At 52.5% G+C, this 22,834-nt stretch carries 25 protein-coding genes and 2 pseudogenes; 22 read left to right on the top strand and 5 right to left on the bottom strand.

The genetic code is table 11. From position 1 onward, the window contains the following. The first annotated feature begins 56 nt into the window (after window positions 1–56). Window positions 57–935, top strand: a complete 879-nt coding sequence (locus ACR0IO_RS19135; RefSeq protein WP_480743747.1) for an SMP-30/gluconolactonase/LRE family protein — start codon at window positions 57–59, stop codon at window positions 933–935. 60 nt (window positions 936–995) lie between these two features. Here the strand turns inward: ACR0IO_RS19135 and ACR0IO_RS19130 are convergent, their stop codons facing one another. Next, window positions 996–1,934 (bottom strand): LysR family transcriptional regulator, encoded by a 939-nt coding sequence (locus ACR0IO_RS19130; RefSeq protein WP_480743743.1) that lies wholly within the window; start codon window positions 1,932–1,934, stop codon window positions 996–998. Between the two features lie 65 nt (window positions 1,935–1,999). On the opposite strand from ACR0IO_RS19130, the gene ACR0IO_RS19125 reads away from it, so the two are divergent. The 13 genes from ACR0IO_RS19125 to tnpB all read left to right on the top strand — a co-directional run bounded on the left by ACR0IO_RS19125 (window position 2,000) and on the right by tnpB (window position 12,892). Next, on the top strand, window positions 2,000–2,872 hold the full coding sequence (locus tag ACR0IO_RS19125; RefSeq protein WP_480743740.1) for an HTD2 family dehydratase: 873 nt from the start codon (window positions 2,000–2,002) through the stop codon (window positions 2,870–2,872). Window positions 2,873–2,880: 8 nt separating this feature from the next. Next, window positions 2,881–4,032: an acyl-CoA dehydrogenase family protein gene (locus tag ACR0IO_RS19120; protein ID WP_480743738.1), complete on the top strand. Its 1,152-nt coding sequence runs from the start codon at window positions 2,881–2,883 to the stop codon at window positions 4,030–4,032. Next, window positions 4,032–5,207 carry a CaiB/BaiF CoA transferase family protein gene (locus ACR0IO_RS19115; protein ID WP_480743735.1) on the top strand — a complete coding sequence of 392 codons (1,176 nt, stop codon included), beginning with the start codon at window positions 4,032–4,034 and terminating at the stop codon, window positions 5,205–5,207. The genes ACR0IO_RS19120 and ACR0IO_RS19115 overlap by 1 nt, the downstream gene beginning before the upstream one ends. After that, window positions 5,207–6,034 (top strand): HpcH/HpaI aldolase/citrate lyase family protein, encoded by an 828-nt coding sequence (locus ACR0IO_RS19110; protein WP_480743733.1) that lies wholly within the window; start codon window positions 5,207–5,209, stop codon window positions 6,032–6,034. The genes ACR0IO_RS19115 and ACR0IO_RS19110 overlap by 1 nt, the downstream gene beginning before the upstream one ends. Before the next feature lie 208 nt (window positions 6,035–6,242). Continuing rightward, entirely contained in the window at window positions 6,243–7,244 is a 1,002-nt protein-coding gene (locus ACR0IO_RS19105; protein ID WP_480743731.1) for a TRAP transporter substrate-binding protein, read from the top strand. Window positions 7,245–7,309: 65 nt separating this feature from the next. Then, window positions 7,310–7,840 carry a TRAP transporter small permease gene (locus tag ACR0IO_RS19100; RefSeq protein ID WP_480743728.1) on the top strand — a complete coding sequence of 177 codons (531 nt, stop codon included), beginning with the start codon at window positions 7,310–7,312 and terminating at the stop codon, window positions 7,838–7,840. 5 nt (window positions 7,841–7,845) lie between these two features. Further along, window positions 7,846–9,132, top strand: coding sequence for a TRAP transporter large permease (locus ACR0IO_RS19095; protein WP_480743725.1), 1,287 nt, complete (start codon window positions 7,846–7,848; stop codon window positions 9,130–9,132). Further along, window positions 9,132–9,548 carry a VOC family protein gene (locus ACR0IO_RS19090; protein WP_480743723.1) on the top strand — a complete coding sequence of 139 codons (417 nt, stop codon included), beginning with the start codon at window positions 9,132–9,134 and terminating at the stop codon, window positions 9,546–9,548. Before ACR0IO_RS19095 ends, ACR0IO_RS19090 begins: the two co-directional genes overlap by 1 nt. Next, window positions 9,532–10,437 (top strand): LysR substrate-binding domain-containing protein, encoded by a 906-nt coding sequence (locus ACR0IO_RS19085; RefSeq protein WP_480743721.1) that lies wholly within the window; start codon window positions 9,532–9,534, stop codon window positions 10,435–10,437. The genes ACR0IO_RS19090 and ACR0IO_RS19085 overlap by 17 nt, the downstream gene beginning before the upstream one ends. A 100-nt stretch (window positions 10,438–10,537) precedes the next feature. Next, complete coding sequence (locus ACR0IO_RS19080) at window positions 10,538–10,918, top strand: VOC family protein (protein ID WP_480743719.1); 381 nt, start codon at window positions 10,538–10,540, stop codon at window positions 10,916–10,918. 31 nt (window positions 10,919–10,949) lie between these two features. Continuing rightward, window positions 10,950–11,780, top strand: a complete 831-nt coding sequence (locus ACR0IO_RS19075; protein ID WP_480743716.1) for a helix-turn-helix transcriptional regulator — start codon at window positions 10,950–10,952, stop codon at window positions 11,778–11,780. Window positions 11,781–11,863: 83 nt separating this feature from the next. After that, window positions 11,864–12,412 carry a kinase inhibitor gene (locus tag ACR0IO_RS19070; RefSeq protein WP_480743714.1) on the top strand — a complete coding sequence of 183 codons (549 nt, stop codon included), beginning with the start codon at window positions 11,864–11,866 and terminating at the stop codon, window positions 12,410–12,412. A 234-nt stretch (window positions 12,413–12,646) separates the two neighbouring features. Continuing rightward, window positions 12,647–12,892, top strand: coding sequence for an IS66 family insertion sequence element accessory protein TnpB (gene tnpB, locus ACR0IO_RS19065; protein WP_480743711.1), 246 nt, complete (start codon window positions 12,647–12,649; stop codon window positions 12,890–12,892). Between the two features lie 192 nt (window positions 12,893–13,084). Here tnpB and ACR0IO_RS19060 read toward each other — a convergent pair whose 3' ends face one another. After that, entirely contained in the window at window positions 13,085–14,407 is a 1,323-nt protein-coding gene (locus ACR0IO_RS19060) for a glycoside hydrolase family 5 protein (RefSeq protein ID WP_480743709.1), read from the bottom strand. On the opposite strand from ACR0IO_RS19060, the gene ACR0IO_RS19055 reads away from it, so the two are divergent. The 3 genes from ACR0IO_RS19055 (at window position 14,380) to ACR0IO_RS19045 (ending at window position 17,373) form a co-directional block, all read left to right on the top strand. Further along, complete coding sequence (locus ACR0IO_RS19055; protein ID WP_480743706.1) at window positions 14,380–15,000, top strand: helix-turn-helix transcriptional regulator; 621 nt, start codon at window positions 14,380–14,382, stop codon at window positions 14,998–15,000. The genes ACR0IO_RS19060 and ACR0IO_RS19055 overlap by 28 nt on opposite strands. A 9-nt stretch (window positions 15,001–15,009) precedes the next feature. Next, the gene (locus tag ACR0IO_RS19050; protein WP_480743704.1) at window positions 15,010–16,134 is read left to right on the top strand and encodes an aminotransferase class I/II-fold pyridoxal phosphate-dependent enzyme; all 1,125 of its coding nucleotides are present in this window, start codon (window positions 15,010–15,012) and stop codon (window positions 16,132–16,134) included. A gap of 129 nt (window positions 16,135–16,263) precedes the next feature. Then, a complete protein-coding gene (locus tag ACR0IO_RS19045) occupies window positions 16,264–17,373 on the top strand; it encodes a pyridoxal phosphate-dependent aminotransferase (protein WP_480743702.1) in 1,110 nt (369 codons plus the stop codon). Between the two features lie 85 nt (window positions 17,374–17,458). On the opposite strand, the pseudogene ACR0IO_RS19040 reads toward ACR0IO_RS19045, so the two are convergent. Beyond that, window positions 17,459–17,623 (bottom strand): annotated as a pseudogene (locus ACR0IO_RS19040) (fumarylacetoacetate hydrolase family protein); the annotation flags it as partial. A gap of 495 nt (window positions 17,624–18,118) precedes the next feature. On the opposite strand from ACR0IO_RS19040, the gene ACR0IO_RS19035 reads away from it, so the two are divergent. The 4 genes from ACR0IO_RS19035 (at window position 18,119) to ACR0IO_RS19020 (ending at window position 20,422) form a co-directional block, all read left to right on the top strand. Then, the gene (locus ACR0IO_RS19035) at window positions 18,119–18,646 is read left to right on the top strand and encodes a DUF2975 domain-containing protein (RefSeq protein ID WP_480743699.1); all 528 of its coding nucleotides are present in this window, start codon (window positions 18,119–18,121) and stop codon (window positions 18,644–18,646) included. A 15-nt stretch (window positions 18,647–18,661) separates the two neighbouring features. Continuing rightward, complete coding sequence (locus ACR0IO_RS19030) at window positions 18,662–18,877, top strand: helix-turn-helix domain-containing protein (protein ID WP_480743697.1); 216 nt, start codon at window positions 18,662–18,664, stop codon at window positions 18,875–18,877. 41 nt (window positions 18,878–18,918) lie between these two features. Beyond that, window positions 18,919–19,512: an outer membrane protein gene (locus ACR0IO_RS19025; protein ID WP_480743695.1), complete on the top strand. Its 594-nt coding sequence runs from the start codon at window positions 18,919–18,921 to the stop codon at window positions 19,510–19,512. 295 nt (window positions 19,513–19,807) lie between these two features. Then, a complete protein-coding gene (locus ACR0IO_RS19020) occupies window positions 19,808–20,422 on the top strand; it encodes a class I SAM-dependent methyltransferase (protein WP_480743693.1) in 615 nt (204 codons plus the stop codon). An 83-nt stretch (window positions 20,423–20,505) separates the two neighbouring features. Here ACR0IO_RS19020 and ACR0IO_RS19015 read toward each other — a convergent pair. Together ACR0IO_RS19015 and ACR0IO_RS19010 are read right to left on the bottom strand one after the other, a co-directional pair. Next, window positions 20,506–21,173: pseudogene (locus tag ACR0IO_RS19015) on the bottom strand (IS5 family transposase); the annotation flags it as partial. A 113-nt stretch (window positions 21,174–21,286) separates the two neighbouring features. Next, entirely contained in the window at window positions 21,287–22,183 is an 897-nt protein-coding gene (locus ACR0IO_RS19010) for a LysR family transcriptional regulator (protein WP_480743691.1), read from the bottom strand. Window positions 22,184–22,282: 99 nt separating this feature from the next. Here ACR0IO_RS19010 and ACR0IO_RS19005 point away from each other — a divergent pair, with 99 nt between their 5' ends. Continuing rightward, window positions 22,283–22,834, top strand: a complete 552-nt coding sequence (locus ACR0IO_RS19005; RefSeq protein ID WP_480743689.1) for a carboxymuconolactone decarboxylase family protein — start codon at window positions 22,283–22,285, stop codon at window positions 22,832–22,834.

Below are 22,834 nucleotides of genomic sequence, written 5' to 3'. Positions count from 1 at the left end.
GTGTGCTTGCGACCCGTTCTGGCGATATTTTTTGCTCGCATAAAGGCGCTGGCGTCATGCGGATTCTTCCGGATGGTCGCCAGTTCCTGTTGCAAGACGACACTGAGTTTGGCGGAATGCCGGTAGTGCCAAACGGGATTGCGCTGCGGCAAGACGGCTCGTTCCTCATTGCCAACATCTCTGATGCAGGGGGGATCTTGGAGCTGGATGCGGATGGTGTGAGACCACATGCCATCGCTGCCAAGGAAGACGCGCTTCCACCGGCGAACTTTGTCTATGTCGATGAACTTGGCAAAACCTGGGTGACGGTCTCATCGAAGCTGCGGCCGCGCTCAAGGGCCTATCGGCGTAATGTGAAGAACGGCTATGTCGGGCTGATCAATTCCGACAATTCCTTTTCGATTGTCTTGCAAGGGCTGCACTACACCAATGAACTGCGTCCCGACTATGGAAACGGGTGGCTCTACATCGCGGAAACCTTTGGGCAGAAGATCACGCGCGTGCGCCTTGATGAACACGGCGTGCATGGTGAGCCGGAACTCTTCCTCCAGTTCGGGCCTGGCACGTTCGTGGATGGTATCGAACTGGACGGCGCTGGCGGTCTTTACGCAGCCTGTATTGTATCGAGCGAGCTTTATCACATTGATCCCGAAGCAGCACCTACCCTGGTTGTCGGGGAACGCGACAACGCTTGGGTAGAAAGTGTTGAAGCAGCACTCGATGATCACACAATGGATCGAACGCACTTTGATAGTTCGCCTGCCGAAAGGCTTAAGAACATATCTAGTCTGGCTTTTACGGGAGAGAGCCGCGACCGGATTGTTTGCGGAAGCTTGTTGGGGGATTCACTACCAGTTCTTGATGCTCCCCATAATGGACCCGAGCCACCATACTGGAATGTAGAGGTTCCAATTTGGGGCACACAGGTTTCCTGATCTTCCCGGTGAGGGGCTTCCACCTGATCAAGAGTTAGCTCTTCAATGTTCTCAGAAATACTAAGGGATCGCGCTTGAAGCAGAATTTTCCATCATCAATCTCTCACCACCTGGACTCGACTCAACTAACATATCAACGAGCGCGCGTGCTGCGGGCGGTAAGTTGGTCCGATCTCTAACGAGGACAGATCGGGTACGGATTGACCAGTCATCTTGCAGATTCAACAAGGCGATGTTCATCGTTTTTCTGTGGCGATTGGCTGCGGATTCCGGAACGATACCTATCCCAACTCCGGCTTCGATAAGCCGACACATCGCTTCAAAGCTCCGGACTTGTAAGCGAAGGTGCTTTTCATATCCACTACGCCGAAATTGCCGCCTTAAAAAGTCAAGGAGTGTACTGCCCTCGTGCAGCGAAATATGCTCAAAATTCAAGGTATCTTTGAACATTACGCCGTCGGATTTGGTCAATGGATGATGAGCTGACGTTGCGAGCATCAATCTATCAGTTGAGAATGGAATGATGTCGAGGTCATCTGTCTTGGGGTCACCGGAAATTATTCCGAGATCGGATGTGCCATCTGCAACTGAGCGAACAATGTCACGTGTCAGACGTTCCTGTAAGTCTACCGTAACTCCCGGCCATTTTGACAAAAAATGCGCCAGCGTTTCTGGCAAGAACTCAGTCAATGCAGTGGTGTTTGCCGAGATTCGAATGTGGCCGGAATCCGGGTTGATCATTTCCTCGATCAGAAAGTCGACTTGACGGAGAACCAAACGCGCCTGACGTAAGAACACTTTGCCTGCATCGGTCAGCGTGACGCCTTTGTTGCTTCGTAAGAACAATTGCTGCCCGGTTTCCTGTTCGAGCGATTTTATACGGGCACTGGCTGCCGGTGGCGACAGAAATGCTTTTTCGGCTCCATGTGTAAGATTTCCACATTCGGCAATGCATACAAAGAGCTTCAGATCGATGAGTTCAAGGTTCATGGCGTTCATCTACCACGAACGCGGGCTTATTTATATGCGAATTTTCTGAAGGCAAGAACTGTGTAACCCTGTCTTTGAAACTGACTGTCGAGGGTGCCATGGAACAGGAACAACTCCAGGAATGGGTGGGGAAAACGGAACAAAGGATTGAGCGTATCGCGCCATTCCCGGCGAACGCGTTGGCCGCGACACTCGATCGTGACGACCCGGTCTACAGCAACGAGACCGCACTGCCACCACTTTGGCACTGGTTGCATTTCCTGCCGGTCTTCAAACTGTGTGATGCTGGGTATGATGGTCATGCTGCCCTTGGTGGTTTCCTTCCCCCGGTGCCTTTGCCACGTCGGATGTGGGCAGGTAGTAGGCTGAATTTCCACGCTCCAATGCAAATTGGACAAGAACTAAAGAAAGTTTCGACAATCAAATCGGTGAAGGCAAAAACCGGGCGGTCCGGTCAATTGGTCTTCGTAACCGTTGGCCACCAGGTTTTTGACGGCGGCACGCTTGGTATCGATGAAGAGCATGACATTGTCTATCGCGAGGAACCGAAGGCGGGTGCCCAGGTCCTGACACCGCCGCAAGCTCCGAGCGCTTCCGAACTCTCCCGCGACATCAATCCTGATCCGGTTCTCTTGTTCCGTTACTCCGCGCTGACTTTCAATGGCCACCGGATTCACTACGATCAGCCATTCTGTGTGAACTCAGAAGGCTACGCTGGGCTTGTCGTTCACGGACCGCTGTTGGCAACTCTACTGCTTGATCTGCTGCGCCGCGAAAAGCCGGAAGCGACTGTAAAGAGCTTCGAGTTCCGCGCGGTGTCGACAATCTTCGATAATGAAACCTTCTCGGTCCACGGCACGGCTGATGAGGGTGGGAAGAACTTCCGTCTCTGGGCCCGTCGCCAGGATGGCGCGCTAGCCATGAACGCCAAAGCGACAATTGCTTGAGGTTTGGCATGGAGTACGACCACACAGACATCCGTGAAGCCGTTAGGGCACTTTGCGCCACATTTCCTCCAGAGTATCACCGGACAATCGACGAACAGCGCGGCTATCCAGTGGCTTTTGTCAACGCCCTGACAGAGGCTGGTTGGCTTGCCGCCATGATCCCGGAAGAATATGGCGGCTCGGGCCTGGGGTTCACCGAAGCCAGCGTCATCATGGAAGAGATCAACAGGGCTGGGGGCAATTCAGGCGCTTGTCACGGCCAGATGTACAATATGGGCACGTTGCTGCGCCACGGCTCGGACACGCAAAAGCAGCGATATCTGCCCCGGATCGCCAGTGGCGAGTTGCGACTGCAATCCATGGGGGTGACAGAACCCACAACCGGGACTGATACCACCAAGATCAAGACGATCGCAGTTAAGAAGGGGGACCGCTACGTTGTAAACGGCCAAAAGGTCTGGATCAGTCGTATTCAACATTCGGACCTGATGATCCTGCTGGCACGCACCACCCCGATAGATCAGGTCAAGAGGAAGTCGCTTGGCATGTCGATCTTCATGGTCGATCTCAAAGATGCGATCGGCAACGGCATGGAAGTGAACCCCATTCCCAACATGGTCAATCACGAGACCAATGAGCTTTTCTTTGACGATCTGGAGATCCCCGCTGAGAACCTGATAGGCGAAGAAGGCATGGGGTTTCGTTACATACTGGACGGGCTCAATGCAGAACGCACATTGATCGCGGCTGAGTGTATCGGTGATGGCCATTGGTTCATCGACAAGGTGAGCGCCTATGTCAAAGAGCGCGAAGTCTTTGGCAGGCCGATTGGTCAGAACCAGGGCGTTCAGTTCCCTATTGCAGAAGCTAAAATCGAACTAGAAGCCGCCAACCTCATGCGGTTCCAAGCGTGCCAGCTCTTTGACACGGGCCAGCCCTGTGGGGCTGAAGCCAACATGGCCAAATATCTGGCAGCGAAGGCCAGCTGGGAAGCCGCCAATGCCTGCCTTCAATTTCATGGCGGGTTCGGTTTTGCCAACGAATACGACGTGGAGCGAAAATTCCGCGAAACCCGGCTTTATCAGGTCGCTCCAATCTCCACCAATCTCATTCTGTCTTACATCGCCGAGCATGTCCTCGGCCTGCCGAGGTCATTCTAATGCTCCCACTTGAAGGAATTACAGTCGTAAGTCTTGAACATGCGATTGCCGCACCTTTTGCGACCCGCCAGCTTGCCGACTTGGGCGCACGCGTGATCAAGGTTGAGCGACCTGGCGTAGGAGATTTCGCGCGCAGCTACGACACGCGCGTGAACGGGATGGCTTCGCATTTCGTCTGGACAAACCGGTCCAAAGAAAGCCTGACGCTGGATGTCAAACACCCTGACGGGGCCGAGATTCTGCAAAAGCTGGTCGTGAAAGCGGACGTTGTTGTCCAAAACCTCGCCCCAGGTGCAGCGGCGCGGCTTGGTCTTGGATATGAAGAGCTGTCCAAGTTCAACCCCGGTGTCATCGTCTGCAACATCTCTGGATACGGCAAAGGTGGGCCGGACGAAAACCGCAAGGCCTACGATCTTCTGATCCAGTCGGAAGCCGGTTTTGTGAGCACGACCGGAACGCCGGATGATCCAAGTAAAGCCGGGATCTCAATCGCGGATATTGCGACCGGAATGTACGCTTATACGAACATCCTGACAGCGCTCATGCAGCGTGAAAAAACCAGCAAGGGCTGCGAGATTGATCTGTCGATGCTGGATGCGATGACAGAATGGATGAGTTTTCCGCTCTACTACGCCTATGAGGGGGCTGAACCTCCTGCGCGTGCCGGTGCCTGCCATGCCACTATTTTCCCCTATGGTCCCTTTTCTGTCGGGGACGGGCGCACGGTCATTCTGGGCCTTCAAAATGAACGCGAATGGAAAGCCTTCTGTGAACTGGTGCTTGAAGCACCAGGGCTTGCAGCAGACTCGCGATTTTCATCGAACAGCCTGCGCGCCGAGAACAAGATCGCACTTACCCAGATCATCACAACCAGTTTCGATGATCTGACAACCGAAACGGTGATCGAGCGGTTGGACCGGGCCGGTATCGCCAATGCGAACATGAATGACATGTCCGACGTCTGGCATCATGTGCAATTTGAAGCCCGCAATCGTTGGCGCGAGGTGCAAACACCTATGGGGTCAATTCCTGCGCTGCTTCCCCCAGGTGGAATTGGATCAGAGCCCCGTATGGATGCCGTACCTGCGCTAGGTGAACATTCCGCTGATCTCCTTGCAGAGCTTGGCTGCTCAGGTAGCGAAATCTCAAAGTTGCAAAAAGAAAGGGTGATCTGATGCCTGATCTGAAGTCTGCCCGCAGCTTTCTCTTCGTTCCCGGGGACCGGCCAGAGCGTTTTGCCAAAGCGGCAGCCGCAGGTGCCCATGCCATTATCATTGACCTTGAGGATGCGGTGTCACCCGAGACCAAAGTGAAAGCACGCTATCATGCGCAAAGCTTTCTGGACAAGGCGGTCAGCCAGGACATACTGATCCGGATCAATGGCACTGACAGCGAGTTCCACGATGAAGATCTTGCACTGGCAAGTCACAAAAACCTGGCAGGCATCATACTCCCCAAAGCCGAAGCAAAGAGCTGTTCGGAATTGACACGAAGGTCAGGAACGCCTGTCTGGCCACTCATTGAAACCGTGCATGGCCTCGTCGACCTGCAGGAGATCGTGGCTTTACAAAACCTTGGGCGTCTTCTGCTTGGTACAATTGATTTGTCCCTAGATTTGGGGGTGGATATATCCCATGCTGCCAGCCAATCCACACTCGACACAGCCCGGTTCATGCTTGTGTCAAATTCTCGGCTGGGCAACCTTCCTCCGCCGGTCGATGGTGTTTTTACGGATTTGAACGACGAAATCGGGCTTCAACGTGTAGCAGAGCATGCGAGAGCGTCTGGAATGGGTGGTATGATGTGTATTCATCCGCGCCAAACAAAAATTGTTCATACTGCATTTTCCCCGAGTTCCAGTGACTTCGAATGGGCAAATGCTGTTCTCCAAGCCTCTAAAACTGAAAAGAGCAGCTTCCAGTTTCGTGGCCAGATGGTTGACAAACCGGTGCTTGCCCACGCGCAACAAATTCTCGAAGCGCGTCAAGCACAAAGCTCTTGAAGAGTTCCGTCATTCGCCGGTTCTAATGATTCTAGGTTTGCTTAACCAATCCAGAAGCGAAAGACCCCAAAAAGGCTCCTTAGCAAAGAGGATGAAACAAAGCTTATGTTCATCGCGAAACGCGATGGCTCCGTTATCGAACCAATTCTGGGCAGATAACAGGTTTCGCCTGATCCTTCTGGGACCATAGAATTCTCGGGAGGAAACCATGAACTTCACACGACGCACTGCGATCAAAACTCTTGCAGCAGCAACAGCAACGGCCGCACTGGCAATACCCGCTCTTGCTCAAAACAAAATCACAATACAGGTCAATACGACCATGAAGCCGGGCGGCTCGGAAGAAACCGGTATTACGCGCTTCAAGGCTGCGCTTGAGGAACTGGCACCGGGCCGGTTTGAGGTTGTTCCATTCCTGAGTGGTCAGCTGGGCGGCGAAAACGCCGTCCTGGAACTGCTGAACATCGGTGAGACCCAGATCTCCCTGACAGGTGGCAACTGGCGCTCTCAGTACGCACCTGACTATGATCCGATCTCGATCCCGTTCCTGTTCCCGAATGGCGCGGCTGTCGAAGCCTTCATGGCCAGTGACTCTGGTAAGGCTCTACAGCAGCGCGGCATCGATCAGGGTGGTATCGTAGAGATGGGCGCTCAGATGCGCGCACCGCGCCATATGACCTCAAACAAGGCCATTACGACACCAGAAGACCTCGACGGGTTCCGCCTGCGTCTGCCGAGCATTCCTGTCTGGGTCGATGTATGGAGCGGTCTGGGCGCGCAAACTGTCGTTGTGCCCGCTACGGAGATCTACCTTGCAATGCAGACCGGTCAGGTCGATGGCCATGAAAACTCTCTCGTCTCGCCATTCTCGCGCAAGCTCTATGAGGTGCAGTCGCATCTCATCATGACGGGTCACGTGCATTTCCCTTGGCATTGGGTTGCTTCGAACTCCTGGTTCTCCGGCCTGTCCGATGAAGACCAGGCCGTTGTTCGCGCCGCCGTCGAGATTGCGCGTACTGAAGGCACTGCTGTCGAAGCACAGAAGGATGTGTTCTATCTCGAAGAGCTCAAGAAAAAAGGCATGACCGTGGTTGAGCCTGATGTGGCTGCATTCAAAGCCAAGGCACAGCCTGCCATCGACAATGCAATGTCATCGCTGGCTGACGGTGTGATCGAAGACGTACAAAACGCGATCGCAGCAAATTCGTAACCTCCCTGAAACTGGACGCCCGTCTTTATGGCGGGCGTTTTTTTATAAGCGCAGGGGGAAACCACATGCAGCTTGAACATGAAAACACGGGCGCTGCGGCGATCCCGACACGCAACGTGGGCCGCGTCGAAAGGATGTTGGTACAGATCACAGATCTGTTCTCGGGCATCATGCTGATGGGGCTTGTTGGATTGCTAGTCCTGTCGATCCTGTCGCGCGATGTCATTCGCTTTCCCGTTCCGTGGCTCGAAGAAATCGCTACGCTGATCACGATCTACGCCGTTGCCTTCGCCTCGATCGGCGCGTGGTCTCGCGGGGCCCACATTGCCGTTGAGCTGGTGCCTATGGCCATAAAAGGTGTCTGGCATTCACGGTATGCGCTCTTTCTGCAAATTCTGTCGATTGTATTCCTCGTGCTTGCTGCATGGGGAGCTGCCGAGATGATGCAGCGGAGCGCCAACAACCGCACAACGGCTCTCTCAATGAGTTTTTTGATTTACTATGGGGGACTGCTGCTCGCCTTCGCAGGCATGGTCTTTGCATCCCTTCTCCGTCTTGTCGGTGTTTTTTTCGACAAGCCAAAACAGGAAGGGTAGAGATCATGGAAATCTTCTTACCATTTGTTGGTGGCCTGATCTTTTTCATGGCGTTGGGTCTGCCGGTCTTTGTTGCACTTGGGGCAACCTGTCTTCTCGCCTTGGCGATGACATCCGCGTCCGGTGGCTTACCGGTGGAGCTGATGTCTCTGAAGATTACGCAGACGCTCAACAGTTTCCCACTGTTGGCAATCCCGCTCTTCATCCTCGCGGCAAACCTGCTCAACCGAGGCAGCGCCACGACACGGATTTTTGACTTTGCCAATGTCATGGTCGGGTTTGTCCGTGGGGGGCTGGGGCACGTGAACGTGGTGGCTTCAATGATTTTCGCCGGCATGTCGGGCACAGCGTCCGCCGACGCGGCCGGCCTTGGCGCGCTGGAAATCCGGGCCATGCGGGAAAAGGGATATGACCTGAAATACAGCACCGGCATCACAGCGGCATCCAGCGTGATTGGGCCAATCATTCCGCCAAGCGTCGCCATGCTTGTCTATGGCTGGCAGGCAGATGTGAGCGTCGGGGATCTGTTTCTTGCTGGCTTTGTACCTGGTGTGCTGATGGCAGTGTTGTTGATGGCGACGACGTTCATCATGTCATACAAAATCGACATGCCGACGCGCCCGCTGCCAACAGCGCGTGAGGTGTTTGAAACCGGCCACCGGGCCGTGCTGCCGATGCTGACGCCGTTGATCATCGTAGGGGGCATATGGAGTGGCATTTTTTCACCCACCGAAGCGGGTGCCGTAGCCTGTGCCTACGCGATCGCGCTCGGCGTGTTTGTCTACCGCGATGTAAAGCTCAAAGAGCTGTTCCAGGTCTTTGTGCAAAGCATGGAGTTCAGTGCCGTCATTCTGCTGATTATCGCGATCTCAGGGTTCTATGGCTGGCTGCTGGTGCGCCTGCAGGTGCCACAAGCTTTGGCTGCCGGTCTGGTCGCTATGGATCTGCACACGACGACTCTTCTGCTGATCCTGATGGTGTTCTTCGTTTTGGTCGGCTGCTTCATGTCTGTGATCGAGAGTGTGTTGATCCTGACGCCTATTCTGGTTCCGGCCGTCGCCGCATCAGGAGTGGACCCGCTGTTCTTTGGCGTGTTTATGGTGATCACACTATCGGTTGGGGTGATAACGCCGCCATTTGGGACGGTCCTCTATATTCTTGTTCCGATCACGGAAATGCGGTTTGAAAAGGTCGTGCTATCGGTCCTGCCGTTCCTGATCCCGATCCTTGCAACCATCCTGCTGGTGCTGTTCTTCCCGCAGATCGTCTTGATCCTGCCAAGGCTGTTCTAATGGGGAAGCCACACCGCATCGCGTGGGCAGCACTGGATCACGCAGTGATCACTTGCGCCGACATCGAAAAGTCCGTCGCCTTTTATGGCGGCGGGCTTTGCATGGCGATCAACCGGTTGGATGATGGCCGTGTCGAAGCGACGTTCGGGCGCTGCAAGCTCAACCTTCAGCCCAACAACCGGCACTATGGGCCGCCTAAAAATGCTGGAAGGTCTTGGTCTGCAAATATTTGTTTGCTGGTCGAGCAAGGCCTTTCTGATGTAGAATCCCGCTTAAAAGAGATAGGTCTCCGCATAGAAGAAGGACCGGTGGAGCGCGTCGGCGCTCAAGGCACAATCCTTTCGCTGTATTTGTACGATCCGGACGGCAATCTCATTGAGATAAGTGAGTACCCGAGCCATGCGGAAAAGATTTGACCTCGTTACCCTCGAACTCTTCCTGGCCGTCGCTACCTCGAAGAGCATTGCGCAAGCTGCTGCAGCTGAGAACATCGCCGCGTCCGCCATCAGCAAGCGGATATCCGACTTTGAAGCCCAGGTTGGCACGGCTCTTTTTTACAGACAGCAAAAAGGTGTGTCCCTGACACCAGCGGGTGAAGAAATGCTTCGTCATGCCAAAGACCTGCAGCGTCTGTTAGATCGTATCGACGATCATATGAGCGACTTTGCGCAAGGCTTGCGTGGAACTGTGCGGATCGCGGCCAATACGTCTGCGATTACACAGTTTTTACCCGAGGATTTAGCATTGTTTGTAGCGGATCATCCCGATATGCGGATCGATCTCACCGAGCAAACATCAGATGAAATTGTGATGGCCGTCCGCGATGGTATTGCAGATGTCGGCATTTTCTCCGGCATGATCCCAAACCCGGATCTCGACGTGTTCACCTATCGCAGGGATACGCTTGTTGTCCTGACGCCGAAAGGTCATCCGCTTGGGACAGATGGGCCAGTTTCGTTCAACGAATTCTCAACACATGATCTTGTCGGCCTTCAGAAGGGAAGCTCTCTGCAGGCCTTCATCGAGAAGCGCGCCGCAGAGCAGGAGTTGGAGCTGAGAGCACGGGTTGAAGTCCTCAGCTTCGATGGAGTGCGACGCATGGTCGAAGCGGGTCTTGGCATCGCGATATTACCGCTTGGAGCCGTGGAGCCATACCTGACGGCCTCTAACCTGCGGATGGCTCCTGTGGCGGATAGCTGGGCTGAACGCACGTTGAAGGTGGCCGTGCGTGATGCTGAAGCACTGTCGCGGCCCATTAGATCGCTGATGGTCCATCTGACCAGTGAGTTCCCCGAGGCCTCTTAGTCCCGGCATCTGGGATTGAGATGGGGTCTGTCGTCATTAATCAATGGTTTTGGTCGAGGGCAAACACCTATTTTGTCTGCAAAAGTAAGGAGACCAAGCAATGCAAATTGATCGCGTGGATCATTTCGTCCTGACAGTCGCCTCGATCGATGCGACCTGTGACTTCTATTCAAAGGTTCTGGGAATGGAAGTGACGGAGTTTGCGGGAGGACGTAAGGCGCTTTCGTTTGGGGCGCAGAAGATCAACCTTCACCAACATGGCAACGAATTTGAGCCCAAATCCCTGACACCGACACCTGGCAGCGGCGACTTTTGCCTTATCTCGGCTGTCCCGATTGCTGAAGTTGTCGCGCATCTCGACAACTGTGGCGTCGAGATTGAAGAAGGTATCGCTCCGCGCACAGGCGCAACCGGACCCATCAAGTCCGTGTATCTGCGCGATCCGGATCAGAATCTGGTCGAGATTTCAGTGTACGAATAAAAGGCTTTGTGCGCTGCAAGGAGATAGCCGAATGGACGGTTCACATCTGCCCGAGACACATATCACGAACCGGCCTGTGGGGTATGTCGAATTCCGCCAACGCTGCAGCGCCGATTTTCATCAACTCCACATCTCCAAAACCTGCATTCTACGTATCCGCTCCGGGCGTAAAACGGTGCGGACCTTTGCGGGTGCTGAGACAACGGTTGAGCAAGGTGAGTTCGTCTATCTGCGCCGTGGTGAAAACCTGACGATCGGGAATATCATCGGTGAAACTGGCCTCTACTTCTCGGAAGGCCTGGTGATTGACGACAGCGTTATCTCTGATTTCCTGCAACTGCATCCAAACCCAAGCACTGCGCGCGAAGTCAGAAAAGGGATCATGCCGAACGGCTTCAATGACGCCTTCTCGCGCGTTGTCGCAAGCCTGGGTGATCCCGATCTCTGTGATGGCATCTTATCATATCGAACGCAGGAATTGCTCATGTGGCTGCAGCTGCAGGGTGCCGCGCACCGAATTCACTGTTGTGAAGGTCTAAAGGATCGATTGCGGATGCTCTTTGAGGGTGATCTGGAGCGTAGTTGGAAGGCTCCGCAAGCCGCCCGAGAGCTTGGTATGAGCGAAGCCACATTGCGCCGGACGCTCAGCAAGGAAGGCACCGGGTTCACCGAAATGCTGCGCGATGTGCGGCTGTCGTTTGCGCTGATGCGTATTCAAACAACACAGCATTCGTTGGCCGAGATCGCTTTTGAATGCGGGTTCAGCTCTCAATCGCGCTTTAGCGAAGCGTTCAAAGCACGATTCGATATCACACCGGGAAAATTACGGGCGTCTGAGGCTCAACTTAATCGAATAGCGTAAAAGCTTGATCGATTCCGGAGATAAAAGGTGCGGCCAGAGTGGCACATAACGATCATCCGAATTACTTCTGATGGAGATCGAAAATGAAACACCTGATCACAACGGTAGCACTGGTTGCATCCCTCGTTACCCCGGCTTTTGCAAACGAAGCTTTCACCCTGTCCAGCCCTGACATCGCCGAAGGGCAGCAGCTCGACAACACATTCGTCTTGAACGCCTTTGGCTGTGAGGGCGACAGCATCTCGCCCGCTCTGGAATGGAGCAACGCTCCCGAAGGCACCAAGAGCTTCGTCGTCACTGCGTACGACCCAGACGCGCCGACAGGCTCCGGTTGGTGGCATTGGGTTGCCTTTGACATCCCTGCAGACGTTAATGCGCTCGCCCAAGGCGCTGGTTCCGAAGGTGGCGACATGCCTGACGGCGCAGTTCAGAGCCGTACTGACTTTGGAGCCACCGGCTTTGGCGGCGCGTGTCCTCCTCCGGGCGAAGTACACCGCTATGAGTTCACGGTTCACGCTCTGGGCGTTGAAAGCCTTGGCCTTGATGAAAACGCCAGCGCTGCTCTGGTGGGCTTCATGACCGGCGCGAACTCTTTGGGTTCTGCAGATATTACAGCTGTCTACACTCGCTAAGCCACTCACGGCACCAGTCGCCCGGGTCTCCGGGCGACTGTACTAATTTTAACAGTGGCTTCGTCAAAGGCCAGTTCCGACGTTTGCCGAAATCAAAGTTCAACGTGATGAGTCGGTCGTGCCGCCTCAGATACGTCGGATTGTTTTCAGGCGCGCAGGCTGCGAAGTTCTACTAAAGCTGAATTTTCCAATCGATCAGCTGGCTCAGTTGATCAGCGCGTTCGAACGCGACCAATGATCTTTCCAGCGGGCAACTTCAAATTCTACGTCGCAACCAAGCCTGTCGATTTTCGGAAGAATATGGATGGTCTGGCCGCAATTTTGATGAACGAATTTGAGCCCGACCCCTTCAGTGGTGCCATCTCTATCTTTCGTTCGAATCAGGCAGATCGTCTCAAGCTGATCGTGTGGGAAGGTACAGGACTCGTAGTGACGTACAATCGCATTGAGGGCAAAGAGCTCGAGTGGCCGCACATCTAAGACGGTATGATCACCCTAAACTGTCCCATTGGCGCTGACGTTAGACATATAGGTCCCTACGTTTAGGTCCCTACGTTAGTCAGCCTGGCAACGACGCGCGTTTCGGTATCTTAGAAGTCTGACTAACCCAGCAAACAACAGTTGGGATGATGATTGCAAGAGTTAGTCAGAGATCAGACGAACAACTCGCGGCTACCTTAAGCGCGACTTAATCGCCAAAAAAATGTCTGTCTCATGGCGCGGCACCTCTGGCTTTTCACCTCGATCTACCGCCTTCCAATACTCCCATGGCAGGCCATCGGTGCCCACTTCGTAGTCATACCCATCCCATTCATCCTCTCGGAACGAATAGAACGCCCAATGAGTTTCATTCTCTTCCAACACGTCAATCACGTCAGAAATATACTGTTGGCAGCCGGTGTTGCGGCGATAACAACCAAACTCACCTGCTACTAGGCGGTTTTGTGGAATGTTGTTTTCTTTTGCCCATTCATAGAATGGGCGAAGGTATTCTCGGACAGTTTCCTTGCTCCAGTAGATTTCTTCGCCAGCAAAAGGGATCAAACCGGGATAGCTTAAACCTTTCTCATCTTTGAAGTTTCCGTGAGAGGTGAAAGCATAGGGTTCATACATGTGAAATGCGTAAAGCACATTCTCGTCATCCAGTGGTCCCGGCCAGTAGGTAAACGCCGATGGCTGTGCGTACCAACCTGCATCAACCATGATGGGAGTTGAATTGTCGACTTCCCGAATAACCGGGATCACGGCATTGTAGAATGCAAACAGATCAGCTGATGTGCTGCGGTGCTCCTGATACCATGGCTCAAAGCGATCGGTGCTCCCTGGTGCAGCATGCTCTTGAATATCCGTATGAAGCTCTGGAGCGGGCTCATTGAGCAAATTGTATGCAGAAACCGCCGGGTGATCTTTAATCGCGCTGGCTAAATCTTGCCAGTAGCTCTGCGCCGATTCCCAATAGGCTGTATCCTTCCATAGCCGGCTATCATATTCGAAGCCATTGTTCTGACTATATCTTGCGCCGGGTAACGTCAGAGGTGCCACAACTACTTTCAAACCATTTTCGTGCGCCCAATCCAGTGCCTGAACAAGCGTCGCGAGGTCTTCAGCGACCAAACCTTTGTAATCACCAGCATTCCCAACTAGGAAATCCCGCCCGCGCCCTTCCCATTTGTCAAAGGCAAGTCGAACCCAGGATACACCAAGTTCACTTGCATCCTCGAACCAGTCCTCGGTCTGGACTTTATTGAAAGCATTCGCCCCTGTTCGAGTCTGATCCCAGAAACCTTCCCCCCATACTGGTGTCACCAAAGCTATACCCGTGAAAGCGGCAAGCACTATGGATGTGTGTTTCACAAGTCTGTTCATTAGAGCCTCAATCTTGTTGATTTCTTTTAAGAGGTGGAATACAACGCCCAGACGAGTTGTCCAGAACTGGATATTTAGTATAAGCAAAAAATGGCCGATTGATGGATTTAGAAAAACAGTACATTTCAATTTGCCAAGCAGTTACTCAGCTTTTTCCAGGCGAGATTGAAGTTGTCCTCCATGATCTAAAAACGGAGACGGTGGCTCACGTCGAAAACCCGATATCCGTGCGGAGAATTGGCGAAGAATCTCTAATTGACCTTAAACAACTGACGAAAGATGCCAGATCATCCGATGTGTTGGGCCCTTACACTCGAACAAATTCTGATGGATCGCGTCTCAAATCTATTAGTGTTGTTCTTCGCGATCCTTCCGGGCAACCCGAGACTCTGATGTGCATGAACTTGCGATTGCAAAAGTTTGACCAGATGAGAGGGCTTTTTGATCGACTATTTGAGTTTCAAGAAAAAACTGCGGCCGAAAGCTTATTGATTCAAGACTGGCGAGAAAGAGTGAACGAGTGTGTTCAAGCGGTACTACACAGGCACAGAGTTTCGATTCAAGCTGCCAAACGTGATACACGATTGCAAATCGTAGCTGAAGTTGATGCTGCAGGTGTGTTTCAGATCAGAAATTCTGCGGACTATGTAGCTCAGGTCATCGGCGTCTCACGCGCAACACTTTATGACATGCTCAAAGAACACAAAGAACAAAAGAAGTAGACCAATCTCATGAGAAACTTTGCACTTGAAGTGTATCTGGCGCAGTGGGAATTCAACGCCCGGTTCCATATGACAGCTTCGGACATTGAAAGCATGTCGACAAACGACCTACTGGGAATGGCTACACCTGAAGAGCGCTCAGATTTTGAAAAGGGTTGGCTGGGGTATACCGAGACCTGGGGGTCACCGGACTTGCGCGAAGCCATCGCCAGTACATACGAACAAGTGGCCGCCGAAAATGTGCTGACTTTTGCTGGCGCTGGGGAAGGCATCTACGCTGCGATGAACGTTTTGTTGACAAAGACCGACCACGCAATTGTGGTTACGCCAAACTACCAAAGTGTAGAGACAGTTCCCCTGTCATTATGTCAAGTTAGCGGCGTCGCCCTTAGAGAGGCTGAAGGGTGGTTACTCGATATCGACGAAATCGCAGCGGCCATTCGGCCGACAACGAAACTTATCTCGATCAATTTCCCGAACAACCCGACAGGTGCGATCTTGCCCGCAGACAGGCTAAAGGCCCTCGTCGAACTCTGCCGCAAGCATGACCTCTACTTGTTTAGCGATGAAGTATATCGAGGAGTGGAGCTTGACAGCACGCTGCAGTCTCCTCAAGTCGCTGACCTTTATGAAAAGGGTCTCTCTCTGAATGTACTTTCAAAATCCTATGGTTTGCCCGGTTTGAGAATAGGCTGGATAGCCTGCCAGGACCGAGAGTTGCTTGCTTCAATTGAGCATTTCAAACACTACCTCTCTATCTGCAACTCTGCACCCTCAGAAAGATTGGCCATTATAGCCCTCAGAAATCGCGCGGAAATCTTTGCCAAAAACAGGAAGCTTATAGCGGATAACATTGCACTCACCATTGCTGCTATGGAGCAGTCAGCAGGTGTCTTAAGCTGGCACAAACCTCAAGGAGGATGTGTTGGGTTTATCGAATACAACGGTTCGGGCAGCGTCGAAGACTTCTGCACCAGGCTAGTAGAGGAAAAGGGGGTTCTACTACTTCCTTCTTCGCTATATCGGTCCGAGCTTCAATCTACTCCTGATCACCATTTTCGCCTAGGTTTTGGGCGGCGTGGGAATTGGCGTGAAGGCATGGATGTACTGACCGAGTTTGTAGGTCAATGCTGATTAACACCTACTTAACCGCTCCGACTACTCGCAAGCCATCTTCGCTGGCTAAACGGCGCAACCGCCGATGCCAACACATAGAAGCGGCGAAAGCAAAAACTCTGTGTTGTGTCACCGGGGACTTTTAAAGTGATCGAGCCGTTCGAACTCAAGTCTTTTCTAAACTCTGCCCATTCTGAAACGGCTTTCAATCTGAGCAAATCCTTTGCCGAAGGACTTCCAGATATCGATGGAGCGCCGTTCCTACCGAGTGCAAACCTCAGCTATGAAGCCTGCCGTACGTATCCTGGGCTGCATGGAGGAAACGCGCTCCGACAAGCCGTAGCGGGTTTGCTCAAGACACCGGCCACCACCGAAGACATTGTCCTAGTCAATGGGGCGGATGAAGCACTTTCTCTTATCTCTCTGGCCTTGATCCAACCGGGAGATCATGTGGTTGTTCTACACCCGTGCTACACTCCGATGATCGCCCTTCCGCACTGGCGCGGGGCACAGGTAAGCAAATGGTCATGTAGGGAAAGTTTAGGGTGGGCTCCCTGTCTAGCAGAGCTCGAAGCTTTGTGCGCGAACGGAGTGGACTATTTGATACTATCCATACCTCACAATCCCACCGGCTGGAGCCCAAATCGAGACACGCTGCAAGAGATTTGCACCATCGTTGAATCCCGCGGCGGCAGAATAATTTCAGATGAAGTTTACTCGGGGCTTAATCATGATGGTACTCCATCAACGAGTGCTTTGAGCTTCAGCGCAAGATCAATTGTCGTCGGAAGCCTCTCGAAGGCATTTGCACTACCCGGGTTGCGCGTTGGTTGGTTGGCATGCCGGGACGCGACAATCATAGCAAGGTGCATGCAAACACAGGCTTACCTAAACTCTTACGTGTCGCTACCAGTTGAAGCTATGGCTTTGGCTGCAATCGCAAGGGCGGAACACATTCTGACCAATAGTCAAAAAACCGCAAAACAAAACCGCGAAGTACTTCGTGAGTTTGTGAGCCGCGAAAACAAAGTTAGCAGCACCTCTATACCAAATGCTGGCGTCGTCGCCATACTTCGTTGGCACGGGTCCATGGATGCTGAGTCTCTCTCACACATTATGCTTCTGCAACACAATCTTTTGATAGTAAGTGGTGTGAAGTTCAAATTCGGTCGGCGACATTTCCGAATTGGTTTTGGTACATCGGATTTCCCGAAATCTCTTGCTGTTTTTGAGAAAGCAATAGCCGATATTTCTTGAAGGCAAAGCCAAGCAAATAATGCAGCTAGAAAAACGCCTGCCCTACTCTCTAAAAAGTTCCAATTGTAGAAAATCTGATGGTCAATAGCGCAGCCGCTTCGGCGACATCTCGAGCTTCTTTGCCGATCAGCACGCCAAGCTCCACTTCCTAGTCTGTCTTCTTCGATCCCCGCGGGGTCATCACAGGATCGTTCGGACCCGACATGACGCTTGTCGCCTTGAAGAACAGGATCGGCTCCTCGGGAACTTGCATATGGCGTGTGCACCGGACGCAGCCGCTTTGGCAAAGCGCTCTGGCCGGTCCCCGGGAACGAAGAGATAGCTGCGGGCTGACTTCAGATCAGGCATCAGATCACCTGTTCTCCCAATCTGGAGATTTCGCTTTTTTAACAGCCAAGTTCTGCCAACAGGTGCACCGAATGTGCTCCGATCGCAGGCACGGGATCCATGCGGAGCTCAGGGCGGATGGGCTGGCTGTCGTTTTGTGACCTGAGGGTGCGATCATTCTGAGGTGCTTTTTACCCATCGCCGCACTCTTGTGTGTGCAGCTTTTTGGGGTATGCGCCAGATTTTTTTAAGAATTGTCGGCTTCCCAAAGAGGCATCACGATGACGCATTGCGCACCGTTTATCGATTATTTTTTATCGTTTTTCGATTAATTTATTGACCTCATCTTCTCGTCGGCTTATCAAGCCTTCAAACTGAATATGTTTAGGACTTTTCTGGCCCTCAAAGGAGCCGCACAATGAAAACAGCCCATATGATAAACCTGCTCTTCTCGTTGATTGCTGCGACGGCTGTTTTATCAATCGTGGAAACTATCTTTGTTTTCCAGAGCGATTTTCCGATCTCCTTGATGATTGACGATGAGGTTTGGACGCGCAAAGTGTCCGACTTTGCACTGACAGACCGGATTGTTGTGTTCGCTTTGATAGAAGTGGCCAGCCTGTCTTGGTTCTGGGCCCTGTTCAACATGTGGCGCTTAGCAAAGCTGTACAAGGACAGCCAGTACTTCACACGTCAGAACAGCATGTGCTTCGTCGGGATCGGTTGTGCTCTGATTACGATGGCCGTCTTGCAAACAATATTGGTTCCGATTGTCTCTTGGTACTTGTACAGCCGCGATATCATTGACGGGATGGCCGACTGGGACATCTCCCTTATCTTCTTGGGCGAGTTAGATTTGTTAACAGCCGGATTATTTTTCCTTTTGATCGGAACCATCATGGAAAGAGCGAGTAAAATGCAGGAGGAAGCTGATATGACAATTTGATTGGAGCGTTTACGGATGAGTTTGATCGTTCACCTCGATGTAATGTTGGCGAAACGTAAGATGAGTCTCTCTGAACTCTCGGAGCGCGTCGGCATCACGATTGCAAACCTATCCGTCCTAAAAACGGGAAAAGCCAAAGCTATCCGCTTTACGACATTGGAAGCAATTTGTCGCGAGTTGGATTGTCAACCTGGCGATCTTTTAGAATATCAACCCGACGACTCGGCCTAGCCGAGCAGCATCATAAATTTTCAACAATTCTGGACTTAACAATGAACAAACACACGCCCATCGCGTTGTTTGCAGGGATGACTATTGCCTTGCTGACAACTGCATCCAATGCAAATGCGAATGATCTCCGAGACGGTTTTTACGGTGGTCTCGCGATCGTCGGCTCAGGCGGTCTCACAGAAGAAGGCGCAGGTGTTTCCGAAAGAGACACTTCAAGTGGCTCCATCGGTGCCTTTGTCGGCTACAAACAGAAAGTATACAAAAACTGGTTTGTCGGCGGCGAAGCTTTCTACAATGAGACCTCAATGAGCCAGACCTTTACCAGCGGGGACAAAATCTCGTTTGGCGACCAGTATGGCCTCAAAGCTCACTTTGGCTACGAATGGAAAAGTGCATCGGTGTACGCGATCCTCGGGGTGGCCAACTTTGACTACGACGTGACTCTAGCTGGATCGCAACAATCTGACAGCGGCGCAGCGCCATTGTTTGGGATCGGTTCCAGCTATCAGATCAGCGACAAGCTGTTAGCCAACCTGGAATACACTGGCACCGGAGATACAATCGATATCGCCGGCGATAACGACAGAGGTATCGTGCTAGGCGTTGTGCGACTTGGTCTAGCCTACCAGTTCTAGAACGAACCAATTTTTCTCAGAACGCGCATCACTCAGTACGCCAGGATACGCTGCTTCAGGTACAGATGGGTGATGCGCAGACTTTCGACAGTACTTTTATGTCTTTGCGTAAGAATTGGCATTTTCAGATCATGACTTTTGCTGATTTAGCCTAATTTCTTTTGTGACCACACCCACAGCATTGAACACCAGAATTGGGCGGAATGACAGAATGCACTGCAACGCCACAAGCAAATCCGAGATCTGTATAACAAGCCAAGCTGCGCAGCACCTCATCGCAAACCGGAGACACATTGTGGACAGCACCTCATTTTGGAACAATGCAGCTACCAAATACGCAAAATCATCAATCGGCAACATGGACGCGTATCAACAATCCCTCGCCCTAATTCGTGCCCGACTAAAGCCACACCACAACGTCCTAGAGCTTGGGTGCGGGACCGGATCAACGGCTTTGGAGCTTGCTGAAGAGGTTAGTCGATATCATGGTACCGATTTCTCAAAAAGGATGATCCAAATCGCCTGCGAAAAACGCAACCGGTCATTCAACATGCATCTGGAATTTTCAGTTGCCGAAGCGGCCGATCTACCTTCTGGCAGCTTTGATGTAGTGCTTGCCCTTAACGTGTTTCATCTGCTTCCGGATTTGGAAACCGTTCTAAGGGAGGTTTTTGAGGCTCTACCCCCCGGCGGTTTGCTGATAGCAAAAACAACTTTGCTACGTAAGAGTCCTTGGTATGTACGCACGCTTATCCGCCTAATGGAGGCAGTTGGAAAAGCTCCATTTGTCCAATTCCTTTGCGAGGTGGATGTGCGAAATATGTATAAAAAGCAAGGTTTTATTGAAATTGAAACACTTGTTCAGATTGACACAGCACCGCGCTTGTTCTCAGTTGTCAAAAAGCCTTAGGGTCAGGATTTATGACCTGTAGATAATGTTGCCGCGAGTGCGATGGCCGACCAACGGTCGTAGCGTGTAGCCACGCGCCCCTAATGCTTGAACCTACCGAACATGATCTCAGTCCGGTAGCGCCGTTTGTACCGGTGTTTGTCGTATTTGACCGGCGCTTTGCATTGCTTTCGACCGGGGATGCGGGCGCGTATCCCTTTGTATTTCAACGCATCTCGGAACCAGTCGGCGTCATAGCCACGATCCCCGAGTAGCCAATCCACGTTTTGTATGCTGCTGAGAAGAACCCGAGAACCGATATAGTCGCTGACTTGTCCGGCGGTAACGAACAGGTGGAGCGGGCGACCATGGCTATCATAGGTAGCGTGCAGCTTTAAATTCATGCCACCTTTGGTTCTGCCGACCAGGCAGCCACGCCCTCCTTTTTGACGCTCAAGATGGACGCCGTACGATGGGCCTTTAGATACGTGGCGTCAATCATGACCGTTTTCTTCTCACCGTGCTCAGCGGCCAGACCAGCCCTCAATCGTGTGAAGATGCCTTTCTCGCCCTAACGCTTCCACCGGCTGTAGAGCGATTTGTGAGGTCCGTATTCCCTGGATGCATCTCACCAACGCAACCCATTGCGATTAATGAAGATAATCCCGCACAGTACCCTTCTATCATTGACCCCCGGCCTGCCGTGCGACTTCGGGAAGAAAGGGGAAAGCTTGGCCACCTGCTCGTCTGTCAGCCAATAAAGGTCGTTCATGTCATTGCTCCGATTCTAGAGTCGTGAGTCACACAGCGATACGAAAATCAATAAAACCTGGCCCTAACCATCTGAGAACAGGGCGGCATTCTCAGGCCTTACCCCACTTTCCATCAGATCAAATCATTGTCTTTAAACTTGCCTTCCAAAAAATGGGTAAATGCCTTGACCCTTGCAGGAACAACACGATGAGGAGGGCGGACTGCCCATATCTTCCAATCGGGAACGATGCGGTAGTCTGGTAAGACCCGTATCATCCGGCCCGTCTCCAAAAAATGGGAGACATCCCAAAGGGATTTTAGCCCAATTCCAACACCCTGAAGAACTGCGTCAGTCACAGCTTCGCCGTAGTTTGTGGTAAACGAACCAGAAACTCGAACTTTGATATCCTGTTCAACATCGTTTTGCAGTGTCCAGATTCCTGTACTTCCAAGGACTATGCAGGAATGGGATTTCAGATCCTTTGGTGTCGTAACAACTCCTGCACTCTTCAAATATGAAGGTGATGCAACCAGAACCCTAGGGTTGTCCGCCAACTTACGAGCCAGAAGGGAAGAAGACGTCAGCGTGCCCACGCGGATTGCCAAGTCAAACCCTTGGTCAACGATATCAACAATCGTATCGCTAAGGTTCAAGGACAAAGATATGTTCGGATGTAAATCCAAGAACTCGCCAACATGCGGAACAATTTGCGTACGCCCGAATGAGGCCGATGCGGTCACGCGCAAATGGCCGGATACGTTTTCATGAGACGTCGAAAGCGCTGTCCGCGCATCTTCAGCCGCCTCGAGTATGGCTCGTGCGTGATCAAGAAGTAGCTCGCCATCGGGAGTGAGCGCCACCGCTCTTGTGGTTCGGTTGAAAAGCTTGACGCCAAGCTCTTCCTCAAGCGCCTGAATGCGCTGTGTCGCCGCGGTCGGGGACAGGCCGAACTCTGCCCCTGCTCGACCAATAGCCCCAAGGGCGGCCACACGTTGGAACAGGTCGAGGGATTTTAGATCAAATACCATTATTTGGATTTAGCGAATTAAGTCTACACGAACAATGGAATTGTTCAATCAAGCCAAGCGCTCCATTTCCACTAAACCAATGAAAAGGAGAGCCCTCATATGGCACGAATTAACCCAGTATCCCCCCAAACAAAAAATGCGGAGCAAAAGGCTTACCTATCTGCGGTCAAAGAAAAAATTGGCAAGGTACCCAACTTTTTCGCCACGGCTGCCCACGCGCCTGCCATTGCCGCAGCATTTGGTGCGTTCAACGGCGCGCTAGCCGAAACCCGCCTTTCAGCCAGTGAGCGCGAGGCGATTGCCTTGAGCCAAGCCGCCTTCCATCGATGCCCCTATTGTTCGGCGGCGCATACCGCTATCGCGAAAGGAGCCGGTGTTTCCGCTACAGACGCACATGATTTCTTGCATGGTCAGGCGACAGACCCACGCATTCAGGCCGTAATTGATTTTGCGCAGGCGATCCTGAAAGCGCGCGGGCAAGCAACTGACAAAGACATCGCGGCCTTCCGCGCGGCCGGTTTTGACGATGGTCATATCATCGAAGTGATTGCCGTCATAACCGCCAACACCTTCACCAATTTTACCAACTTGATCGCTCAAACCGACGTGGATTTCCCCGCTGTTGCACTGCCGTCAGAAACAAAGGCCTAA

This window comes from Ruegeria sp. CE12 (assembly GCF_056537525.1).
This window is presented reverse-complemented; position numbering and strand designations above follow the sequence as displayed.

What these genes read in the sequence shown, in the direction of transcription:
- ACR0IO_RS19135 (WP_480743747.1), top strand. Translation starts at nt 57, where the DNA reads ATGCGGATTCTTCCGGATGGTCGCCAGTTCCTGTTGCAAGACGACACT.
- ACR0IO_RS19130 (WP_480743743.1), bottom strand. Translation starts at nt 1,934, where the DNA reads ATGAACGCCATGAACCTTGAACTCATCGATCTGAAGCTCTTTGTATGC.
- ACR0IO_RS19120 (WP_480743738.1), top strand. Translation starts at nt 2,881, where the DNA reads ATGGAGTACGACCACACAGACATCCGTGAAGCCGTTAGGGCACTTTGC.
- ACR0IO_RS19115 (WP_480743735.1), top strand. Translation starts at nt 4,032, where the DNA reads ATGCTCCCACTTGAAGGAATTACAGTCGTAAGTCTTGAACATGCGATT.
- ACR0IO_RS19110 (WP_480743733.1), top strand. Translation starts at nt 5,207, where the DNA reads ATGCCTGATCTGAAGTCTGCCCGCAGCTTTCTCTTCGTTCCCGGGGAC.
- ACR0IO_RS19105 (WP_480743731.1), top strand. Translation starts at nt 6,243, where the DNA reads ATGAACTTCACACGACGCACTGCGATCAAAACTCTTGCAGCAGCAACA.
- ACR0IO_RS19100 (WP_480743728.1), top strand. Translation starts at nt 7,310, where the DNA reads ATGCAGCTTGAACATGAAAACACGGGCGCTGCGGCGATCCCGACACGC.
- ACR0IO_RS19095 (WP_480743725.1), top strand. Translation starts at nt 7,846, where the DNA reads ATGGAAATCTTCTTACCATTTGTTGGTGGCCTGATCTTTTTCATGGCG.
- ACR0IO_RS19090 (WP_480743723.1), top strand. Translation starts at nt 9,132, where the DNA reads ATGGGGAAGCCACACCGCATCGCGTGGGCAGCACTGGATCACGCAGTG.
- ACR0IO_RS19085 (WP_480743721.1), top strand. Translation starts at nt 9,532, where the DNA reads ATGCGGAAAAGATTTGACCTCGTTACCCTCGAACTCTTCCTGGCCGTC.
- ACR0IO_RS19080 (WP_480743719.1), top strand. Translation starts at nt 10,538, where the DNA reads ATGCAAATTGATCGCGTGGATCATTTCGTCCTGACAGTCGCCTCGATC.
- ACR0IO_RS19075 (WP_480743716.1), top strand. Translation starts at nt 10,950, where the DNA reads ATGGACGGTTCACATCTGCCCGAGACACATATCACGAACCGGCCTGTG.
- ACR0IO_RS19070 (WP_480743714.1), top strand. Translation starts at nt 11,864, where the DNA reads ATGAAACACCTGATCACAACGGTAGCACTGGTTGCATCCCTCGTTACC.
- tnpB (WP_480743711.1), top strand. Translation starts at nt 12,647, where the DNA reads ATGATCTTTCCAGCGGGCAACTTCAAATTCTACGTCGCAACCAAGCCT.
- ACR0IO_RS19055 (WP_480743706.1), top strand. Translation starts at nt 14,380, where the DNA reads ATGGATTTAGAAAAACAGTACATTTCAATTTGCCAAGCAGTTACTCAG.
- ACR0IO_RS19050 (WP_480743704.1), top strand. Translation starts at nt 15,010, where the DNA reads ATGAGAAACTTTGCACTTGAAGTGTATCTGGCGCAGTGGGAATTCAAC.
- ACR0IO_RS19035 (WP_480743699.1), top strand. Translation starts at nt 18,119, where the DNA reads ATGAAAACAGCCCATATGATAAACCTGCTCTTCTCGTTGATTGCTGCG.
- ACR0IO_RS19030 (WP_480743697.1), top strand. Translation starts at nt 18,662, where the DNA reads ATGAGTTTGATCGTTCACCTCGATGTAATGTTGGCGAAACGTAAGATG.
- ACR0IO_RS19025 (WP_480743695.1), top strand. Translation starts at nt 18,919, where the DNA reads ATGAACAAACACACGCCCATCGCGTTGTTTGCAGGGATGACTATTGCC.
- ACR0IO_RS19010 (WP_480743691.1), bottom strand. Translation starts at nt 22,183, where the DNA reads ATGGTATTTGATCTAAAATCCCTCGACCTGTTCCAACGTGTGGCCGCC.
- ACR0IO_RS19005 (WP_480743689.1), top strand. Translation starts at nt 22,283, where the DNA reads ATGGCACGAATTAACCCAGTATCCCCCCAAACAAAAAATGCGGAGCAA.